This is a genomic window from Litoribacillus peritrichatus (genome assembly GCF_039537985.1).
GTDB lineage: Bacteria > Pseudomonadota > Gammaproteobacteria > Pseudomonadales > Litoribrevibacteraceae > Litoribacillus > Litoribacillus peritrichatus.
The window spans coordinates 248715-267635 of record NZ_BAABBN010000012.1 but is presented as its reverse complement, the minus strand read 5'-3'; the positions used below and the strand labels follow the sequence as shown (position 1 = coordinate 267635).

The 18921-nt window shown below is 44.0% G+C and carries 15 protein-coding genes; 10 read left to right on the top strand and 5 right to left on the bottom strand.

All coding sequences use genetic code 11. The annotated features are described in order from the left end of the window. Positions 1 to 16: 16 nt before the first annotated feature. Positions 17 to 5308: an AAA family ATPase gene (locus ABD744_RS17670; RefSeq protein ID WP_344799884.1), complete on the bottom strand. Its 5292-nt coding sequence runs from the start codon at positions 5306 to 5308 to the stop codon at positions 17 to 19. A gap of 180 nt (positions 5309 to 5488) precedes the next feature. Between ABD744_RS17670 and ABD744_RS17665 the strand changes: the two genes are divergently transcribed. From ABD744_RS17665 to ABD744_RS17645, 5 genes are all read left to right on the top strand, one after another. Further along, entirely contained in the window at positions 5489 to 6070 is a 582-nt protein-coding gene (locus ABD744_RS17665) for a class I SAM-dependent DNA methyltransferase (protein ID WP_344799883.1), read from the top strand. Between the two features lie 73 nt (positions 6071 to 6143). Beyond that, positions 6144 to 7064 (top strand): hypothetical protein, encoded by a 921-nt coding sequence (locus ABD744_RS17660; protein WP_344799882.1) that lies wholly within the window; start codon positions 6144 to 6146, stop codon positions 7062 to 7064. Positions 7065 to 7281: 217 nt separating this feature from the next. Further along, positions 7282 to 7929, top strand: a complete 648-nt coding sequence (locus ABD744_RS17655; protein WP_344799881.1) for a substrate-binding periplasmic protein — start codon at positions 7282 to 7284, stop codon at positions 7927 to 7929. Then, positions 7922 to 8323 carry a hypothetical protein gene (locus tag ABD744_RS17650; RefSeq protein WP_344799880.1) on the top strand — a complete coding sequence of 134 codons (402 nt, stop codon included), beginning with the start codon at positions 7922 to 7924 and terminating at the stop codon, positions 8321 to 8323. Before ABD744_RS17655 ends, ABD744_RS17650 begins: the two co-directional genes overlap by 8 nt. Before the next feature lie 31 nt (positions 8324 to 8354). Next, positions 8355 to 9317, top strand: a complete 963-nt coding sequence (locus tag ABD744_RS17645) for a ribonuclease Z (RefSeq protein ID WP_344799879.1) — start codon at positions 8355 to 8357, stop codon at positions 9315 to 9317. A 39-nt stretch (positions 9318 to 9356) separates the two neighbouring features. Here the strand turns inward: ABD744_RS17645 and ABD744_RS17640 are convergent, their stop codons facing one another. Beyond that, positions 9357 to 10289, bottom strand: coding sequence for a LysR substrate-binding domain-containing protein (locus ABD744_RS17640; protein WP_344799878.1), 933 nt, complete (start codon positions 10287 to 10289; stop codon positions 9357 to 9359). Between the two features lie 123 nt (positions 10290 to 10412). Between ABD744_RS17640 and ABD744_RS17635 the strand changes: the two genes are divergently transcribed. Continuing rightward, positions 10413 to 10793, top strand: coding sequence for an MAPEG family protein (locus ABD744_RS17635; RefSeq protein WP_344799877.1), 381 nt, complete (start codon positions 10413 to 10415; stop codon positions 10791 to 10793). Between the two features lie 76 nt (positions 10794 to 10869). Then, a complete protein-coding gene (locus tag ABD744_RS17630) occupies positions 10870 to 11886 on the top strand; it encodes a DUF6795 domain-containing protein (RefSeq protein WP_344799876.1) in 1017 nt (338 codons plus the stop codon). A gap of 85 nt (positions 11887 to 11971) precedes the next feature. Here ABD744_RS17630 and ABD744_RS17625 read toward each other — a convergent pair whose 3' ends face one another. Together ABD744_RS17625 and codA are read right to left on the bottom strand one after the other, a co-directional pair. Continuing rightward, a complete protein-coding gene (locus ABD744_RS17625; RefSeq protein ID WP_344799875.1) occupies positions 11972 to 12286 on the bottom strand; it encodes a DUF3817 domain-containing protein in 315 nt (104 codons plus the stop codon). A gap of 253 nt (positions 12287 to 12539) precedes the next feature. Continuing rightward, positions 12540 to 13817, bottom strand: a complete 1278-nt coding sequence (gene codA / locus ABD744_RS17620) for a cytosine deaminase (RefSeq protein ID WP_344799874.1) — start codon at positions 13815 to 13817, stop codon at positions 12540 to 12542. 84 nt (positions 13818 to 13901) lie between these two features. Between codA and ABD744_RS17615 the strand changes: the two genes are divergently transcribed. From ABD744_RS17615 to ABD744_RS17605, 3 genes are all read left to right on the top strand, one after another. Next, positions 13902 to 15266 (top strand): protein kinase, encoded by a 1365-nt coding sequence (locus ABD744_RS17615; RefSeq protein WP_344799872.1) that lies wholly within the window; start codon positions 13902 to 13904, stop codon positions 15264 to 15266. A 25-nt stretch (positions 15267 to 15291) separates the two neighbouring features. After that, positions 15292 to 16152 carry a GNAT family N-acetyltransferase gene (locus tag ABD744_RS17610; protein ID WP_344799871.1) on the top strand — a complete coding sequence of 287 codons (861 nt, stop codon included), beginning with the start codon at positions 15292 to 15294 and terminating at the stop codon, positions 16150 to 16152. 62 nt (positions 16153 to 16214) lie between these two features. Then, positions 16215 to 16424 (top strand): DUF1289 domain-containing protein, encoded by a 210-nt coding sequence (locus ABD744_RS17605; protein ID WP_344799870.1) that lies wholly within the window; start codon positions 16215 to 16217, stop codon positions 16422 to 16424. Between the two features lie 99 nt (positions 16425 to 16523). On the opposite strand, the gene fusA is transcribed toward ABD744_RS17605, so the two are convergent. Beyond that, positions 16524 to 18614 carry an elongation factor G gene (fusA, locus tag ABD744_RS17600; protein ID WP_344799869.1) on the bottom strand — a complete coding sequence of 697 codons (2091 nt, stop codon included), beginning with the start codon at positions 18612 to 18614 and terminating at the stop codon, positions 16524 to 16526. Positions 18615 to 18921: the final 307 nt, after the last annotated feature.

The window sequence follows — 18921 nt, the reverse complement described above, 5'->3', positions numbered from 1 at the left end:
GCCGTTTTGACGACGCTTATTTCGGATGGGACTTTGTTATTCTGGGAAGGCTGATATAAAAGTGAGCACCCATGTTCTGGATTTTGTTACCTGGTTCACAGCGAATACTCCCCCCGAATTGTTGGGTAATGACGTTATAAATGATATGTAGTCCTAACCCTGTGCTGTCACCCATGTTGGTGGTGAAGAAGGGATCAAATATTTTCTTTCTGTGTTCTTCTTTGATACCGACTCCGTTGTCGTAATACTCAATGTGAATTTCGTCTTGATCGTTGTCGTTAATCGAATGAACCTGGATTGTGATTTTACCGCCTTTTTTATGATTGAATCCGTGGTGGATAGAATTGCTCACCAATGTGCTGATGATCAGAGAAAATGCTAAAGGATAGCTTTGCATTTCCAGTTCTTTCGGGCAATCAATCTCCACGATGTGTCGGTTTTTATTGAGTTCATCAGATAAGCTGTCCAGGATGTCGAGTATGTATTCATACACATAAAAGCGGCTCTTTTGCTCCTCTGATTGATCAACTGAAATGGTTTTAAAGCGAGTAACTAATTCTGCAATGTGATTGATGCTTTTTAGTAGCATGTCCATGACTTCATTGCTTTGTTCCAGAAATGTTTCAAAGTCATGCTTGGTCATAGTGTTGGCGTTGTACTGTTTTGTAATGTGTTCGAGTTTATGTTGCATCAGCGTACTGGACGTTACGCCTATGCCAACAGGAGTGTTGATTTCATGTGCGACGCCACTGACCAGTTGCCCCAAAGACGCCATTTTTTCTGCTTCAATGAGTTGATCCATGGTGTTTTGTAATTCTTGGGTTCGCTCGGCGACTTTGTCTTCCAGTTGGGCGTAGAGACGGGCATTGACGATTGAAATTGCGGCCTGGGAAGCAAGGATTTGTAGAACGTCTTGATGTTGTTGAGTAAATGCCCCGGTGACGAGGTTGTTTTCCAGATAAAGAATACCCAGCAACTTACCTTGATTAAGAATGGGCATGCATAAGAGAGACTTCATTCGGGTTTTAATAATGTAGGTGTCTTGAGTGAAATTTCCGTCGTTGACCGCATCATTGAGTACCTCACAGGTTTTACTGCGCTCAACGAACCTGATGACTGTTTCCGCCATGCTGTCGCTGTCAGGGGGTAGTGCCTGGTCTGAAAGTACCGTTACTTGCTCATTTTGCTGAACATCAACGATGCCTTGAATGTGTAATTGGTCATATTCTTCAAAGAGCAATATGGCTCTTTCAGCGCCCGCTGATTGTATCAGTTGCTTCAGAAGCGCTGTAATTAGCTGATCAAGTTGTACTTCACTTGAAATGGCCTGGGAGCCTCGAGTAAGGCTCATTAAATCCAGTTGCTCCTGTTCTTCCCGGATAATGGATGAAGGTGAATTGCTTTGAGGGGCGGAATCTCCTAAGAGCGCCAGTTCCGGGTAGCGTTTAATGAGGCGGTCAACCTGGAGATGATTTCCCCAACGCTTGTAAAGCTTTTTGGCTTGAACCGCGTAAAGCAGTGCCGAGTGAGGTCGGCCAAATTTCATGTGGTATTCAGCAAAGCGTTCGTTGCTCAGAGCTTCATTAAAAAGGCTGATGGTTTGTGACAGGTGAATTGCATTTTCGAAATACCCCAGTGCTTTCGTTTGCCGGTTTTTACTTTTGTATAACTCTGCTTTCAGTAAGCTGTAATGCGCGGCAAAATTATCCGGGCGATTATTTTGATAAACCCATAGGTAAAACTGGTTTAGCTTAAAGTACAAGCTGCTTTTTATGCGTTCCAAGAAGGTCAGAGCAGATTTATCGAGTGCCAAATAAGCCAGGGCATAGATATGACGGTGAATTGCATCTAATCCGATGCCATAGATTTCATACATTTTAGCGAATAAAGCCAGGCCCTGAAGTACACTTTTTTTGTGATCCCCACTCATGAAACTGTCCAGTTGTTTAAGCACGGCGTAATAGGCTTCAAAGGTGACGTTTTGTTGTTGTTGAACGTAGGCTGCATGCTGCTCTTCGTCAAAATCCGATGGCGTATTTTGTGCGTGATCGTTCTGTTCTTGCGGGTTCTGTTTTGATTGGCTGAAATCGTCGGGGTCGTCTGCTTGGAGAGTAGAAGCGCCTTCGGAACCCAGCTGGCTCTGGATGAAATGAAGCAGAAACTTTTGATTGGCGATGACTTGCTGGTCGCCGTTTTTAATATGAAACTTCAGCCACTTTTCATTTTCGTGGTATACGGTTGTCAGATCGTCGCTTCCAAAAAATAACGATTGGGCTCGGGTGAATACCACACAGAAGTCGGACCATTGTAAAATGCCTTGCTCGGCATTTAAGGCGCGGGCGGGCTCCAGTAATTGTTTATATTGGCTAATGGGTTCTGTCCAGGGGCCGGCAAAGCTGCTCATCAGCATCATATTCCGGCCTTTGATCGGTTTGTTTGGGTATTTTTCTTCGATGGCATAACTTAAATCGTAGTATTTTCGACCGCTTTGGATGCGTTTGAAAATGCCTGTTTCGACCAAGCCTGTCATTGCAAAGCCAAACGAAGAGTAGATGTTATTGCCGTATTTTAAGCTCAAATTGGCCATCCGCAGAGAAATCAGGCCCATCAGGTTGCCATTGATCATGTAGCATGAAGGTACCATGTTAGCGATGATTGCTATGATGTCGAGTATTTTGGGGTTGGTGGTTTGGGGGAGGTCAATTAAGGTTTCCGTTGGGCGTAATCCTTGCCGTATTTTTAAGGTGAAGTATTCTTTTAAAATGGCAAACTTGCTGGGTTTTGCCGGTAACGTGAGCCCGTATTCTTTCAGTTTATTTAGGGCAAAATGAATGCCTTCTTCATGTCGACTGTCCGCAAAAAGCAGATCCTGATAAAGCTGTACAAGCGGGGGGATTTGAGTCTGGTTTTGTACTTTATCGAGGCAAAGACGGATGATGTTTTCTGAAAGTTCAAACTTTGCTGTCGTATAAGCCGCTTGCGCTAATGCATAGTGCAGATCATAAGCATAATCAGGGTGGTGTTGCCAAATGGTGTTATCCAAGTAGTTTTTGGCTTGCAACAAAAAGTCTACAGCGGGTTCAAACGCGGATGACTGCTTGGCTTTGATACCTGCCTGGTAATTGTATTTTGAACGTTCTAATTTCTGTTCGGGCTGGGTGATAAGCTCACTTGAGTTGTTCAGGTGCTCAACGATGGTGAATATTTCCGCTTCAATGGTATCCTGATCGAAGGTTTCAAGCATAAACTTAGCCACCAAGGCATGGCGCTTGGTTCGCTCTTTTTTGGGCATTAACGCATAGCTGGACTCGTGAATTTTGTCGTGAGCAAACTTCAGACGGTCTGTCTGCTCTTTAAGTAATCCGTCCTGTATGGCAGGCAGTAAGGCCAGGTAAGTGCTATCAGGGTCTTGATTTAACCCCAGACTGGCTAAATGGATCTGGAATTCAGCACCAAGAATGCCTCCCATATTGAGTGCGCTTTGTGTTATTTGTGAGTACTTTTTCAGTTTACTGGTCATCAGTATGACAACATCACTGCTTAAACGGGCTTGTTGAATATTTTGCATATCCCACTGCCAGCCTCGTTCAGGATCAAACATCACAAGCTGATCCTGATAAAGCAAAGAGAAGAGCTGACCAAGAAAGAAAGGGTTTCCTTGTGTTTTTAACATCAGTTCCTGTGCCAGTGGCCCAATCTGTGGGATGTCTTTATGCAGGGTTTCACTGACTAAATGTTGTATGTCGATGAGCGTAATGGGCTGCAGGGCGATTTCTTGGGTATGCGGGTCTTCATGTCTGTCATGAAGTATCAGTGTGGTAAACGGGTGGTGGCTGTCTACTTCGTTATCTCGATAGGCCATGATGAGCATCATGTAGGGACATTGACATTTTATTAAATGATCAATCAGATTGAGACTGGCCAGGTCCGCCCACTGAAGATCGTCCAGAAATAAAATAAACGGATGATCTCTGGATGAGAAGGCTTTAACAAGCGCTTCACAGGTGCGGTTAAAACGGGCCTGAGTTTCAACGGAGTTAAGTTTTTCCAGCTCAGGTTGTTTACTAATGAGCGCCTCTAAAATGGGTAAAACTTCGACGAGGCACTGACCTTCACCGTTGAGAGCCTTAATTAAAATGTCTGCCCATTCATCTACTTGGTTTTGTTGTTTAGTTAATATCTGGCGCACGATGTCAGTTAAAGCCTGGAGAATGGCGCTGTAAGGTTGCGCTTTTTTAAACTGATCGTATTTGCCTTGTGTGTACAGCCCCCGTTTGGCAACTAACGGTTTTTGTATTTCGTTAATTAAGGCCGATTTTCCGACCCCTGAGTAACCGCCGACAATCACGGTTTCAAAATTACCCGCAGCACTGTTCTCAAAGGTGTTGAGCAGTAATTGGATCTCGTGATTTCGCCCGTAAAGTTTTTCAGGAATCTGAAACTTGCTGCGCAAATCCATGGCACCAATCTCAAAGTGTCTGGAGATCTGGCCTGTTTGTTGTAGCTTTTCAAGACAGGCAAAGATGTCGGCATTCAGCCCGGCAGCACTTTGATAGCGTTTTTCGGCTTCTTTGCACAACAACTTCATGACAATTTTTGAAATGGTTTCAGGAATTGTGTTATTTATTTTATGCGGTGGTGGCGGTTGTTGAGCAATGTGGGCGTGAATCAGTTCAAGGATGTCATTCGACTGGAAGGGGCACTGGTTTGTCAGTAGCTTATAAAAAACCACTCCTAATGAATAGAGGTCACTTCGGTGATCAACACTTCGGTTCATTCTGCCGGTTTGCTCGGGTGATATGTACAGGTATTTAGACTGCTGATCAGATTGTTCTTTGTGAAGAAAAGTCTGGCTGATGCCATAGTCGACGATCGTCGCCTTGTTGTTTTCCGGATCAAATGTAATGTTGCTGGGGTTTATTGCCTGATGGCTTATTTTTTTACTGTGAATTTCTTTGAGTCCTGTACTGACCTGAACAATAATGGTGAGCACTTGAATTAAGGAGAAGTTCACTTTTTCAGATAACATGGATTTAAGTGAAGAGGCCAAGTATGGCTCAGTGACAATCGCGACGCCTTCGTCGATGTAGACCAGATCTTCTATTTTCAGTAAATAAGGCGATTGAATGGCTTTTAAGCAATTAAATGTGTTGTTTATGTAAGGCAGGTTTGTGTAGTTGGCTACCTCTGTCTGATAATAGTTCAGCTGAACGCGTTGCTGATCACTTATACGGACGGCGTCAAACACTATTTTGTTATCAGAGTGCTGTTGCTGATCCTTTAATTCATAATCCTTAAACAAATGCATATGAGTGCGTCTGATCGATTTGTTTGAGTAAAATTGCACGCCGGATTGAAATGAAAAGTGCGTTCAAGTGATTGAATATAATCAGTGTAGACTAAAGCACTGTGTTCATCAGAAGATTCGATTTCGGCATAATTAGAATCAGGATTCATCGAGTATGATCCTATTACAAGAGAAGAAAGAATGAGTGACAGTTGGGATGATTACGCATCGGAATGGGATGCAAATAAAGATGCCGTTTTATACGCAGATAAAGCGTACCAAACTTTAATTAATGTAGTGAATCTTAAAGGTTTAAGAGTATTGGACTTTGGTTGTGGCACTGGCTTGTTGTCTGAGCGAATGGCTCCGTTGGTGGATCAGATTGTTGCCTTGGACCCTTCCCCGAAAATGATATCAGCCTTAGATGCTAAGCAATTGCCTTGCGTTGAAACGTTGGCGGCTGAACTGACGGAAGAACTGATAACCAGTTCATCTGTGTTTGAAACGCCATTTGATTTGGTTGTGGCTTCTTCGGTGTGCAGTTTTCTGCCAGATTATGAACAAACGCTATTGCTACTTAAGCGTCTTCTTTCTGATAAAGGTATTTTTATTCAATGGGATTGGTTAGACCTGGATGGATCTGGAACTGGGCTCACGGAAAACCGAATTAGTACCGCGTTAGATGGGGCAGGCTTTAAACGTTTTAAGGTCAGTCAGCCTTTCAGTTTGACCAGTGATTATGGAACCATGAGCGTAGTGATGGCAGCGGCAGGCGGTATTTAAACTCAATGAATAAAAGTGATGGTCTTCCTGGCTTGATGATTGATGTGGGTGATATGACAACAGGCCAGTGGTTTTGATTGATCTAAGGTCTGTGTTGAAAAAAGTGATCAGCAACTCAATTGCAGCCAGTTCTCTTTTGGTCTTGAGCTTGAGCCCGGTGGTGTATGCCGGCTCGCCTTACGTGTGGTATACCTTTAATATCCCTCCGTTTGGATCGCCTGAAAAAGTTGGGATTGGTTATGACCTTGCGCATGCGTATATCGAGGCCGGGTTTAATAACAAAATTGTATTGGCGAACGCGGCTCGCTGGCAACGAGATATGCAAGATCCGGAAAACGATCGGTTTTGTAGCTCGGGCAGTTGGAAACTGCCTGATACCGACCACCGTGTTTATTCGGATTCCATCATGAATACTGTGGATTACGGAGTTGCGGCCCGGCCTGAAGTCTATCAACTACTCTCGAATAACGGGGCGACACGGATTGCGTCCATCCGAGATGTTATCAGGGATTCACATGATCTCAGGCGTTTGCTGATCATTAATGGTCGTCCTGTGTTTGGTTTAATGGGTGATCTTATTAAAACCACTAAGACCGGTGATATCCGTTACATGACGGCAGCCCAAGGACCAGTAAGCTTGCTTCGGATGGCAAATACACCAGGCAGAAAAGTGGGCAGTGTATTGGTGTTTCCTGAAGAATTTCAGAATTTCACGAGATTGTTTCCGGATCATGATCTTGAATATATGATGCTTTCTGAGGGCGTAAACTTCGCACCGATCCGTGCCAGTTGCCCTGATACTCCAGAAGGAAGGAAGATTATTGCTGCGATTAATCAGCTATTGGACGACGGTCTTAGGGATAAAACATTCCAGTCTTTTTTGAATGTGCTTCCTGACTTTAAAGAAATCAGAGAGCAGGCTTATGCGAATCAGCGCTGTATTCAAGACGACACTTGCCAAGACCCTTTGACGAATCTGATCAACAGGGAGTAAAAATACGATATAAATGTCGGTATTTTCGGGCTTAACCACTATCGTCTATTCTGTAAATGAATGAATTTCGAGATTCTATGTAACTATGGCGTATGGCAGGTTTGGTATTTTATGTTTGCTCTTGTCCTGTTTGTCTGCTCACGGAGATAGCATTGTTCTTGCCGCCGACTTTTGGTGTCCGATCAATTGCGAACCGGGCTCAGCCCAAGAGGGCTATATGATTAAGATCGCCCGAAACGTATTTGAGCACGAAGGCCATCAGGTGGAATACAGAGTTATTCCTTGGAGTCGAGCGATTCAAATGGCTCGGGAAGGGAAAGTGGATGGTGTGGTTGGGCCATATGTTGAAGATTGTCCGGACTTTGTATTTCCTGAAAATGAATTGGGAATGATCGGTTTTTCATTTTTTGTGACTGCTGAAAACAGCTGGCGATTCAGTGATATATCGTCGCTTCATTCGATGAAGTTAGCTGTTGCGGCGAATTATTCGTACGGCGAGCAACTGGATCAATATATTTACGAGAATAAAACCAACCGGGATAGAATTCAGGTTAACTATGGCAATACTCCTGTGAAGAATAATCTGCGAATGTTGCTTTCAAATCGAGTGGATTTGGTCGTGTCTACAGAACCTGTTTTTTGGCATCTGGCTAAACAATTGAGCGCTACAAATAGGTTGAAGAAGGTAGGCGTTGCAACTTCACCCCAAAAATCATATATCGCTTTTTCTCCCGAGCTTCCGTCCTCTGGTAAGTACGCAACTATGCTTTCCGATGGGGTTGATCGTTTAAGACGGTCCGGTGAACTGGATGAGATTTTGGCTGAATACGGTCTCAAGGACTGGCGGGAAAGGGTAGATGAGTAACGATAGCGGCGCAGGTTCATACCCTGAAGGACAAGCCCTTTATGTTGTGCTCTTTAAGTGCAAAGTTCTGCCTGAATGCAGTTTTGTTATGGATGACTCTGCCCATTTATTCGGGGTATGTCTGGTTTATGAAAAATCGGAAACCTTCGCAAAAGAGGTGGTTAAGGCTGAGCTAGCGAATGATCACTTGGTACTTGGTCACGTGTTTCTGTGTTCATTGTTTAGATCTCAGGAATGGCGTGAAGACATTCCAGAGCATAATGAAATGCTCGGTCTGGCCGAAAAAGCGTGTCGTGAGCGGCAGTTGTGTTTTGGTACTTTTATTTCTGAAGAAATAATTGCAGAGCAAAGGTTGGATGCTTGGCTTGCGCTGTATTCTGCTGACGCACTTTGATGAAACTTTTTATATATTGGCTTTTTATTACATGCAAATTCAATTTTTAGGTACCTCGTCTGGTACGCCAACCAAAGCCAGAAATGTTTCTGGTCTTGCAATTAAAAAAACAAATTCAAAATCCTGGTGTTTGGTTGATTGTGGCGAAGGCACTCAGCATCGTTTATTAGAAACAAACCTCACTCTTAAAAACCTGCAGGCAATTTTTATTACCCACATCCATGGCGATCACTGTTACGGCTTACCCGGTGTGTTGGCCAGTGCTGCTATGGCTGGCCGAACAGCACCTTTATGGCTGGTGGCACCGGCTAAGATTCGGTCGTTTGTGGAGGGTGTTATAGCAAGTACTGAATTGTGGTTGAATTTTGAAATTCAGTTTGTGGATGTTGCAGAGGCGTCATCATTGCCTGCTGACTTGGACTTTAAACTGGAAGTGATTCAACTCTCTCATCGGGTTCCTTCGTTTGGGTATGCGTTCAGTGAGAAGGTTTCTGGACGGAAACTGGATGCTGACCAACTTCGGAAGGACGGTGTTCCTTCTGGGCCGTTATGGGGGCAGTTACAACAAGGGCGATCGGTTACTTTGGACGATGGTCGAGTCATTTCAGGTGAAGATTATTTTTTACCGGCACGAGTTTCCAGGAAAATAATCATTGCCGGAGATAACGACAATCCTGATCTTTTGTCTGAGGCTATGAAAAATGCCCATGTTTTGGTTCACGAGGCTACCTATACCCATGATGTACTTGAAAAAATAGGGCCTGGCCCACAACACAGCTCGGCCAAATTAGTTGCCGATAGCGCGGAGAAAAATGAACTTCAGAATTTGGTGTTGACCCATTTTAGCCCGAGGTATGGTGCTCAAACCGATTCAGCCATGTCGATTAATGACATAGAAAACGAAGCTCGTAATTCTTATTCAGGTCACTTATTTTTAGCCAATGACTTGGACTGCTTTGAACTTCAAACAGATGGTTCTTTGGCAAAGGTTTGATGACCTAAGTGCTAGCAATCGAATACTTGGTATTCAATGTTAACTGAGCTCTTTTAGATCAAGAATTTTTGTATCTGAATCAAGTTTTGGTATTTCATCAAACAATTTTTTCACCCATAGGTATAACACATCCAGTTCTGGTCGGGGCTTTTCAGATTTCGGCGATACCAGCCAAAACCCTCGATTGATTTTGATCTGCATAGGGAAGGGCAAGTGGAGTCTTTGTTCGTTAATCCAGCGATTGGCTGTTGGAAAGATCCCAAGCGCTATGCCTAAATCGTTTGATGCCGCCTTTAATGCGGCGAGATAGGAGTCACATGTGATGATATCAAATGGCTTTGTTTCCTCTCCTTTCCAAAAATAGGAACCCCATCCGCTCATGGCCGGTTCAGCATAAATGAGCCGGTGCTGATGGAGTTCTTCAGGGTTATTCAGTGGGTGTGACTTTGCGTAGTTATGACTGCATACAGGAGCCACAAATGCATTGGAGAGGGGGCGGCAGTCTAATTCTGGCCAGTTGCCATCGCCGAATCGAATGGCGGCATCCACTGCGTCGGTGTCAAAGTCGACAAATGACATTCGCGCTTCTAATCGTAGCTCGGTATTGGGCAGATAATCAGAAAACTCCAGGTAGTGAGGCATAATCAATTCTTGCGCAACAAAAAGAGGTGCACTTACCTTCAAGGCTGACTTCTCAAAGCGACGTTCGTATTCAGCAAAGCCTTGATAGTGGACTTTCATGATGGCCATTGCTGTGGCTTGGTAATGTTTACCTTCAGGGGTAAGGCTTAACTTTCGAGTATGTCGCTGAAATAATGGCTTTCCAAGCCAATCCTCAAAGGCTTTAATTTGCTGGCCTACCGCCGGAGCTGAAACGCACAGTTCATCTGCGGCTTTTTTAAAACTCAGGTGCCGGGCTGCAGCTTCAAAAACAGGGATGTATTGTATTGGAGGAGACTGTTTGTACTTCATTTGCTTATTTTATGAAAAAGTAGATATTTTTTATAAAACATAAATTCTGTTTTGTCAGCCCTTTATGAAAAGAATATATTTTTTCTTTGGATGAAAATTATTAATTTGAAATAAGGAGTTAAAGTGTTGATTACGCCTTTGTATGCTGCGGTTTTTGGCTTGTTCTTTGTATTTTTAAGTGCTCGGGTGATATGGATTCGGCGGCATTATAAAGTTGCTTTTGGGGTAGGTGAGAATAAAAAGCTGGAGCGTGCCGTTCGGGTGCATGGTAATTTTTCGGAGTATGTGCCGCTCACATTTTTATTGATTTATTTTGTTGAAATCGAAAATACCAATGCGATGTGGATTCATGCCCTGAGCATCACTTTTTTAGTCGCTCGATGCTCTCATGCTTTTGGCGTGAGCAGGATCAAAGAAGACCTTAGGTTTCGGGTTTGTGGATTGTTTTTAACGGGTGTTGTTATTTGTGCAAGCGCTTTGATGATTTTAGTGGGTAGGTTATAACGGATTTAATGATCTCTTTAAAGGTTTGTGGGCCGTGTCTACTTAATGGATTGCTGGCTTTTGATATCCTTGCTAAATGCAGTTACTCTCTGAAAAATATTACTTGTCGATCTTCGAGGCTCCATTGTTTCGAGAATTCAGGTTACAGCGATTTTTAACGTTAGCATTATCATTGCTTCTAGGGATGAATGTGTTTGCCGGGAATAATGCAAATAAAGGATTAACCGTTTCGCTTTTTTCTGAAGTGAAGGGGGTTGTAAAATATCAGGGAGAGCCGGTTGCTGATGCGGTTGTTACTCGAAAATACCACTTTACGTGGGTGAACAAGGATATAGAAGAGACAACGCAGACCAACGAAAGAGGTGAATTTTCTTTTAAAGAAGCGACCACCTGGATGATTTTGGGCAAGTTTTTCCCCCATGAGCCGGTGATTCCACAGATCATCAGCGTTCACTTTCAAGGTGAAGAACTGGACATTTGGCAACATACCAAGAGGACTTATGACTCTATGGGTGAGTTGTATCCGCTTGAGGCGTATAGCGATGTCTCGACGCCTGTGATGGATGCGTATCGCGAGGGATACATCCTGATTGACTCGGAGCTGTCTCTACCTGATTTAATCATGCAGGCCAGCGGTGACCACGCCTTTGTGTTTGCTCGTGGTGATCTGAGATTACCTTATCAGGTGGCTTTAGAACGCATTGAGGGAATACGGCAAAGCAGAAGTTCAGAGTTTCTCGCCGCTCTCATACCGTATTTCACTAATTCAGAGCGCTGGCGGAAGCAGTTTGACGAACCTGAGTTCAGACCCTATCAGGGGGCGATGTTTCAGGCAATCGAAGCACTTCGACTGTCTGACTATTCAAGACTTTATCAGTTTGAAGAAGAGTACAAAAGTGACGAGTTAACGGTCGCTACCGGCGGAGAGGTTATTTTACGAGTGCGTTTGCCGAATGGTGAAGAGGTGAAGATTCGTGGTTGGTTGAGCGATGGCGTTTTTAAGGTGTCTGACAAGCAGATTCTTGTTGACCAGAATCGGACTTCGCTGGTGTTTAATCAGTTTAATATTGATCCAGACTCTTCGACGGATTAGCTCGTTGCTTTTGAGAAAGAATGTAAGAAAGGGATACAGACATTTGGCCCAGTACAGCAATGTAGTGGGCCTCTTTTTAGGTTCATTAAGTCAGTTCTGGCGACTCGCTGCCTTCTTGAGCAGTGATTGATTTTTTAAGTTGAAGCTCAAGCACAATAAAACCAAAGGGTACTACAGATAAGACCAGGGTAAACAGCCAATAACCGACAGACCATTTTGCGTTATGGGATGCGCTGAGAGACATCACCAGATATATTAGCCAAAGTACGCCATGGGTCATGCCGACATAGGGAACCAGCGACGGATTGTTGAACATGTATTTTGCGGGCATGGCAATACATACCAGTGCAACGAGGGATAGTCCTTCAATCAGACTGATCATGCGAAAGGATTTCAGCATTAAAGTGGGTCTCTTCGTAGTGGGTAGAAGGGGGCCAAGTAAAATTTGCTCGGTTCCTCAGCTTGTCGGGCGCATTATACGAGTAATTTCTGCCGATTCAAGGTCACTTCATCTGTTTACTATTTGATCGCTTTGCTGTGGCTTTATATCAATATTCGTTTATTAAAGACCTGTTTTGTGATCTTGAGCGGTTGGGGTTGAAGTGACAGAAAGGTGTTTAACTCGTTTAGATTGAGAAATTATACAGATCGGCCTATGGTTCGAACACATCACTGAATGTGGTTCTTTGGATCAGTTGAGCGGGTTTTCGTTCGATAAGAATCGCCCCTTCACGAACCGACCAAAGCACTTCCCCTTGTTTTTGGATGACGTCTAGATCTGAGCTTCCTTCAAGAATGATGAAGTTCGCTGGTTTACCGATCTCAATGCCATACTCGGTGATGACTTGAAGTGTTTTTGCTCCATTGACCGTGATCAGGTCTAAAGCCGTTGACAGTTGTTGGTAACCCATCATATGGCATATGTGCAATCCTGCATCCAGAACCCTTAATAACTTTCCGTTACCCAGGGTGTACCAAGGGTCTTGAATGGAGTCTTCAGCCATGCAGACATTCATTCCTGCTTCGGTAAGTTCTTTTACTCTGGTAACTCCTCGGCGTTTAGGAAAAGTATCAAAGCGCCCCTGAAGATGAATGCTTTCTGTCGGGCAGGAAACAAAGTTAATGCCTGACATTTTGAGCAAACGAAACAGTTTTGAACAATAGGCATTGTTGTACGAGTGCATTGCGGTGGTGTGGCTGGCGGTTACTTTGTCTTTCATTTCGGTTTCAAGGGCGGCGGTGGCCAAAACTTCCAAAAACCGGGAGGAGCCATCGTCTGTTTCGTCGCAGTGGACATCCACTAAAAGATTATGTTGTTTTGCTAAGTCCACCACCCAGTGCATCGATTCGACGCCATATTCCCGGGTGAACTCAAAGTGAGGAATGCCTCCGATCACATCAGCGCCTTCATCAATGGCTTGTTTCATTAATTGCTTGCCATTGGGAAATGACAAAATGCCTTCTTGCGGAAAGGCCACAATTTGAAGATGAATTTTATGCGCAACTTTGCGTTTTATTTGAGCGATGGTTTTGAGGGCTGTTAGGCTCGGGTCGGTAACATCTACATGGGTTCGAATGTATTGAACGCCGTGACTGATGAGTAGCTCCAGTACTTTTAGTACTCTTCGCTCAATGTCTTCGGGGGTTAGTAAAGGTTTTCGTTCAGACCATCTTTCAATGCCTTCGAATAATGTGCCGCTCATGTTCCAGTTTGGTTCACCCGCAGTTAAAACGGCATCTAAATGGATGTGAGGTTCGACAAAAGGAGGGCATACCAGATTTTGCTGAGCATCAATGAGTTGAGTTGCTTTTGATTCCGGGCTTGCGGGGATTATGCCTGATTGTGCTTCGATGCTTGAAAACTTCCCTTGATGAACGTTCAAGCTGTAAAGACCGTCCATTCCTCTCAGTCGAGCATTAATGACTTTCATGTGGCTTCCTTTAATCATTGATTCCATTCAACCGCTCAGTTTTTTATTATGTGCGCTCTTTTAATTTAGTTTGGATGGAACACTTTGCATACTTTAGACCAATTGAAGTCTGGCTCGTTGTTTGGAATAACTCGTTTACAGTTGGCAGAGGGCTTATTGGAGTTCCCTCTGGAAATCCTGGAACTGTCCGAGACTTTGGAAGTTCTGGACTTATCGAACAACAATATAAGTGCTTTGCCAGACGACTTTGGTCGTTTGAAACAACTCAAAATCCTCTTCATGGCAAATAATAAGTTTGATCATTTGCCGGAGGTGTTGTCTCAGTGCCCTAACTTGGAAATGATCGGGTTCAAGTCGAATCAAATTAAAACCGTTTCAGAGCAGTCTTTACCAGAGCAAACGCGATGGTTAATTCTGACCAATAACCAAATTAAAGTTTTGCCCGACTCAATGGGTAAGCTGCATAGACTTCAGAAACTCGCCTTGGCAGGCAACCAAATAACCCGTTTGCCTGATTCTATGGCGAATTGTAAAAACCTTGAATTGGCTCGTATTTCAGCAAATCAGTTAACCTCCTTACCGGATTGGTTGTTTCAGCTTCCCAAGTTGTCTTGGCTTGCGTTTCAGGGTAATCCTCTGCAAGCCGCTAATGAGCATAATTCTCATATGTCAGACTCTGTCACTCAGGTTGGGTTACAAGACTTGGCTTTGAAGGAGCAACTGGGCGAAGGGGCTTCAGGGGTTATATATCGTGCCGAGTGGATTAATCAGCCAGAATCACTGAAAGATACGAGTGCTTTTGTGGCAGTGAAGTTATTTAAAGGCGAGGTTACCAGCGATGGTTATCCTGAAGACGAGTTGAAGTGCTGTTTGTCTGCGGGTGAACATAACAATCTAATCAAAGTGGTTGCTCAAATTTCAGATGAAGGCCAGTTAGGTTTGGTGATGGAATTGATTCCAGATACATACGGGAATTTAGGCTTGCCTCCTTCTCTGGTGTCATGCACAAGAGATACCTTTAAAGCCGGTACACAAATTGAGCTGAAAGATATTGTGGAAATTGTGTTACAGATGTCTGATGCGATGGCTCATCTGCACTCTCAATCTGTGAGTCATGGCGATGTATATGCTCATAACACTATGGTTGATTCAAATGCGTCCATGTTATTTGGGGACTTTGGCGCGGCTTCAGACTTATCGGTACTGTCTGTACTACAAAAAGAAGCGATGGAAAGCATTGAGATAAGAGCTTTAGGCTGTTTGCTTGATGATTTATTGAAGTTGTCTTACTCCGCGCATGGAGAGCAGGCGGTTGCTTTAAAGGCTGCATTAAGCGAGCTTAGGGATGACTGCATGCAACCATCAATGGGGGATCGACCGAGGTTTTCCGAGGTTTATAAGATGCTTGATACCTTAGTAGTTGTGCCCGAAGAAGCACTCACCCAATAGTTTACATCCAAACAGGCTCGTAGTTATGGACTTTCAGATTCGTAAAATGGTACGTAAAGATCTTGCTAAAGTGATTGATTGGGCGGCTCAAGAAGGCTGGAACCCCGGTTTGCACGATCTCAATGCATTTTTTGATACCGACCCAACAGGCTTTTTGGTTGGTGTGTTAAACGGAGAAGTTATTGGGTCTGTTTCCGTTGTGAGGTACGACGATTCTTTTGGTTTTTTGGGTTTTTATATTGTAAAGCCCGAACATCGGGGCAAAGGCTATGGTATTAAAATCTGGCAGGCCGGGATGGACTATTTGCATGGGTGTAATGTTGGCTTAGATGGGGTAGTCGAACAGCAGAATAATTATAAAAAGTCCGGTTTCGAATATGCGTACGCTAATATCAGGTTTCAAGGGTGTGGCGGAAACCGAAACCAATCTATTGGCAAGCAATGTAATGACCCTGCCGTGTCTGAATACTCGTCTGAAATGTTTGATTCGCTGCTTGCGTTCGATCGAAATTATTTTCCGGTTGCTCGCACAGGCTTTCTGAAAGCATGGTTAAATTTACCGGAGAGTCGTGCGTTTGTTCACCGTGCGGGTGAAGAAGTTACTGGCTACGGGATGATTAGAAAGTGCAGGGAAGGGTATAAGATTGGACCTCTTTTTTCTACAACACCCGAAGTTGCCGAAGCTTTATACTTGGCGCTTAAGGCTAACGTTGCTGAGTCTGAATCGATTTATTTGGATGTCCCTGCTATTAATCATCATGGCATGGCTTTAGCCCAAAAATATAATATGACTGAAGTTTTCGAAACAGCTCGGATGTATACCAAGTCAACACCCGACATCAATTTGGATGGCGTATTTGGTGTCACGAGTTTTGAGTTGGGCTAATACGCAATTTGTCTTGATCGAGACTAAAATTAGGGCAGAGTGCATGCTATTCAGGCGCAACTATGTCTTTTGTCGATTCGTCCTCCGTTAATTCCCCGTGCGTTCGCAATTGTTGTTTGAATGAGCAAGATGTTTGTCTTGGCTGTTTTCGAACGTTGGAGGAAATCAAAGCCTGGGGTGGGGCGGACGCTGGACAGAAAGAAATCATTCTAATTAATGCAATGAAGCGGAGAAAAGAACACGGCGCAGCCAAGGCAAAGCGATTTCGTTGATGGTGAAGTAAGCATCTGGCATAAAAGTTCCAGGCATTAAAAAAGCTCTACTGGTTTTCACCAGCAGAGCTTTTCTTTTTGAAGCGACCTAGAAGTTAATTACTTCTTAGCTGCTTTCTTTTCTTTCTCTTCTTCGATTACTTTCTCAGCAACACTGTTTGGACATGCCATGTAGTGTGAGAATTCCATCGAGAACTGACCACGACCTGAAGTCATAGTACGTAGGTGTCCGATGTAGCCAAACATTTCTGATAGAGGAACGTCTGCTTTAATACGAACGCCTGTTACGCCAGCTTCCTGATCTTTGATCATGCCGCGACGACGGTTCAAGTCACCGATTACGTCACCAACGTGGTCTTCAGGCGTGAACACGTCAACTTTCATGATAGGCTCAAGAAGTTGTGGTCCGGCTTTAGGCATAGATTGACGGAATGCACCTTTCGCTGCAATTTCAAACGCGATTGCAGAGGAGTCAACCGGGTGGAAGCCACCGTCGAACAATTCAATTTCAAGGTCAAGAACCTGGAATCCAGCCAAAGGACCTTCAGCCATCATCATTTCAAAACCTTTCTCAACTGCTGGCCAGAATTCCTTAGGAACGTTACCACCAACAACTGTTGAAGAGAACTTAAAGCCTGTACCTGGCTCACCAGGCTTGATGCGGTAGTCGATCTTACCGAACTGACCAGAACCACCAGACTGCTTCTTGTGCGTGTAGCTGTCTTCTAGAGGCGTAGTAATTGTTTCACGGTAAGCAACCTGTGGTTGACCCACTTCTAGTTCAACACCGTAAGTACGCTTAAGGATGTCAACTTTAATGTCTAGGTGAAGTTCACCCATACCCTTAAGGATAGTTTCGCCAGTTTCTTCGTCTGTTTCAACGATGAACGATGGATCTTCTGCAACCATTTTACCGATAGCAACGCCCATCTTCTCTGTAGAACCTTTGTCCTTAGGAGTAACAGCAATAGAGATTACTGGCTCAGGGAAAATCATAGGCTCAAGAGTACATTCGTGCTTAGGATCACATAGAGTGTGACCAGTTTGAACGTTCTTCATACCAACAACGGCCATGATGTCACCCGCTTGAGCGCGATCGATCTCAGTACGGTCATCAGCGTGCATCTCAACCATACGGCCGATACGCTCAGTCTTACCTGTGAATGAGTTAAGAACTGTCATGCCTTTTTCAAGAACACCAGAGTAAATACGGATGAAGGTCAGGGCGCCGAAACGGTCGTCCATGATCTTAAACGCAAGTGCACGTAGTGGCTCGTCTGCAGATACAGTTGCCACTTCACCAGTAGGCTCACCAGTTTCTGAGTCAGTCAATGGCTGAGGATCAACTTCTGTTGGGCTTGGTAGGTAATCAACAACAGCGTCAAGTACCAACTGAACACCTTTGTTCTTGAACGCAGAACCACAGTAAGTAGGGAAGAAGTCCAGAGCAATTGTACCTTTACGGATACAACGCTTGATGTCTTCTATAGAAGGCTCTTCGCCGTCCATGTAGGACATCATCAGGTCGTCGTCTTGCTCTACTGCAGTTTCGATTAGTTTCTCACGGTATTCTTCTACCTGATCAACCATGTCTGCAGGAATTTCTTTGATTTCGTAGTTTTCTGGAAGACCAGAGTCATCCCATACGAAAGCTTGACGACTTAGGATGTCTACAACACCAACGAATTCGTCTTCACGACCGATTGGAAGCGTCATTACAAGTGGATTTGCACCCAAAACGTCTTCAACCTGACCAACTACGCGCAGGAAGTCAGCACCGATACGGTCTAGCTTGTTTACGAAGATGATACGAGCAACTTCAGATTCGTTAGCATAGCGCCAGTTAGTTTCTGATTGAGGCTCAACACCACCAGAACCACAGAATACACCAACACCACCATCCAATACTTTCAATGAACGGTAAACTTCAACAGTGAAGTCAACGTGTCCAGGAGTATCGATGATGTTCATGCGATGATCTTTCCAGAAACAAGTCGTTGCTGCCGACTGAATGGTAATACCACGCTCAGCTTCCTGTTCCATGAAGTCAGTTGTCGCTGCACCGTCGTGTACTTCACCTGTCTTATGGATTTTACCCGTAAGTTTCAGGATACGCTCAGTTGTAGTTGTCTTACCCGCATCAACGTGCGCGAAGATACCAATGTTTCTGTAATGTGATAAATCTGCCATTGTTTTACTCTATCAAAAAATTAGCGTCGAAAAAATTTCGAGCAAGTATACAGGGTTTTAACAAAATTTTTATAGATTTTTTATCGAAATTATCTAAATAAAATTCATACGCCCGTTGGATGTGACTTCTTTAACACCACTTCGGAATGGAGGCGGTGTTCTTTTAGGTGGCAGAGTGTGAATTTGAAATCAGGTAAAGTAAACAGAAATCAGCTTCCGGCTATGATTTATAAAGAAATATGGTTCTGATTCTTTGAACGCTGACAATGCACAAATTATATTCTGTTGGTTGCATTCTTGTGATCAT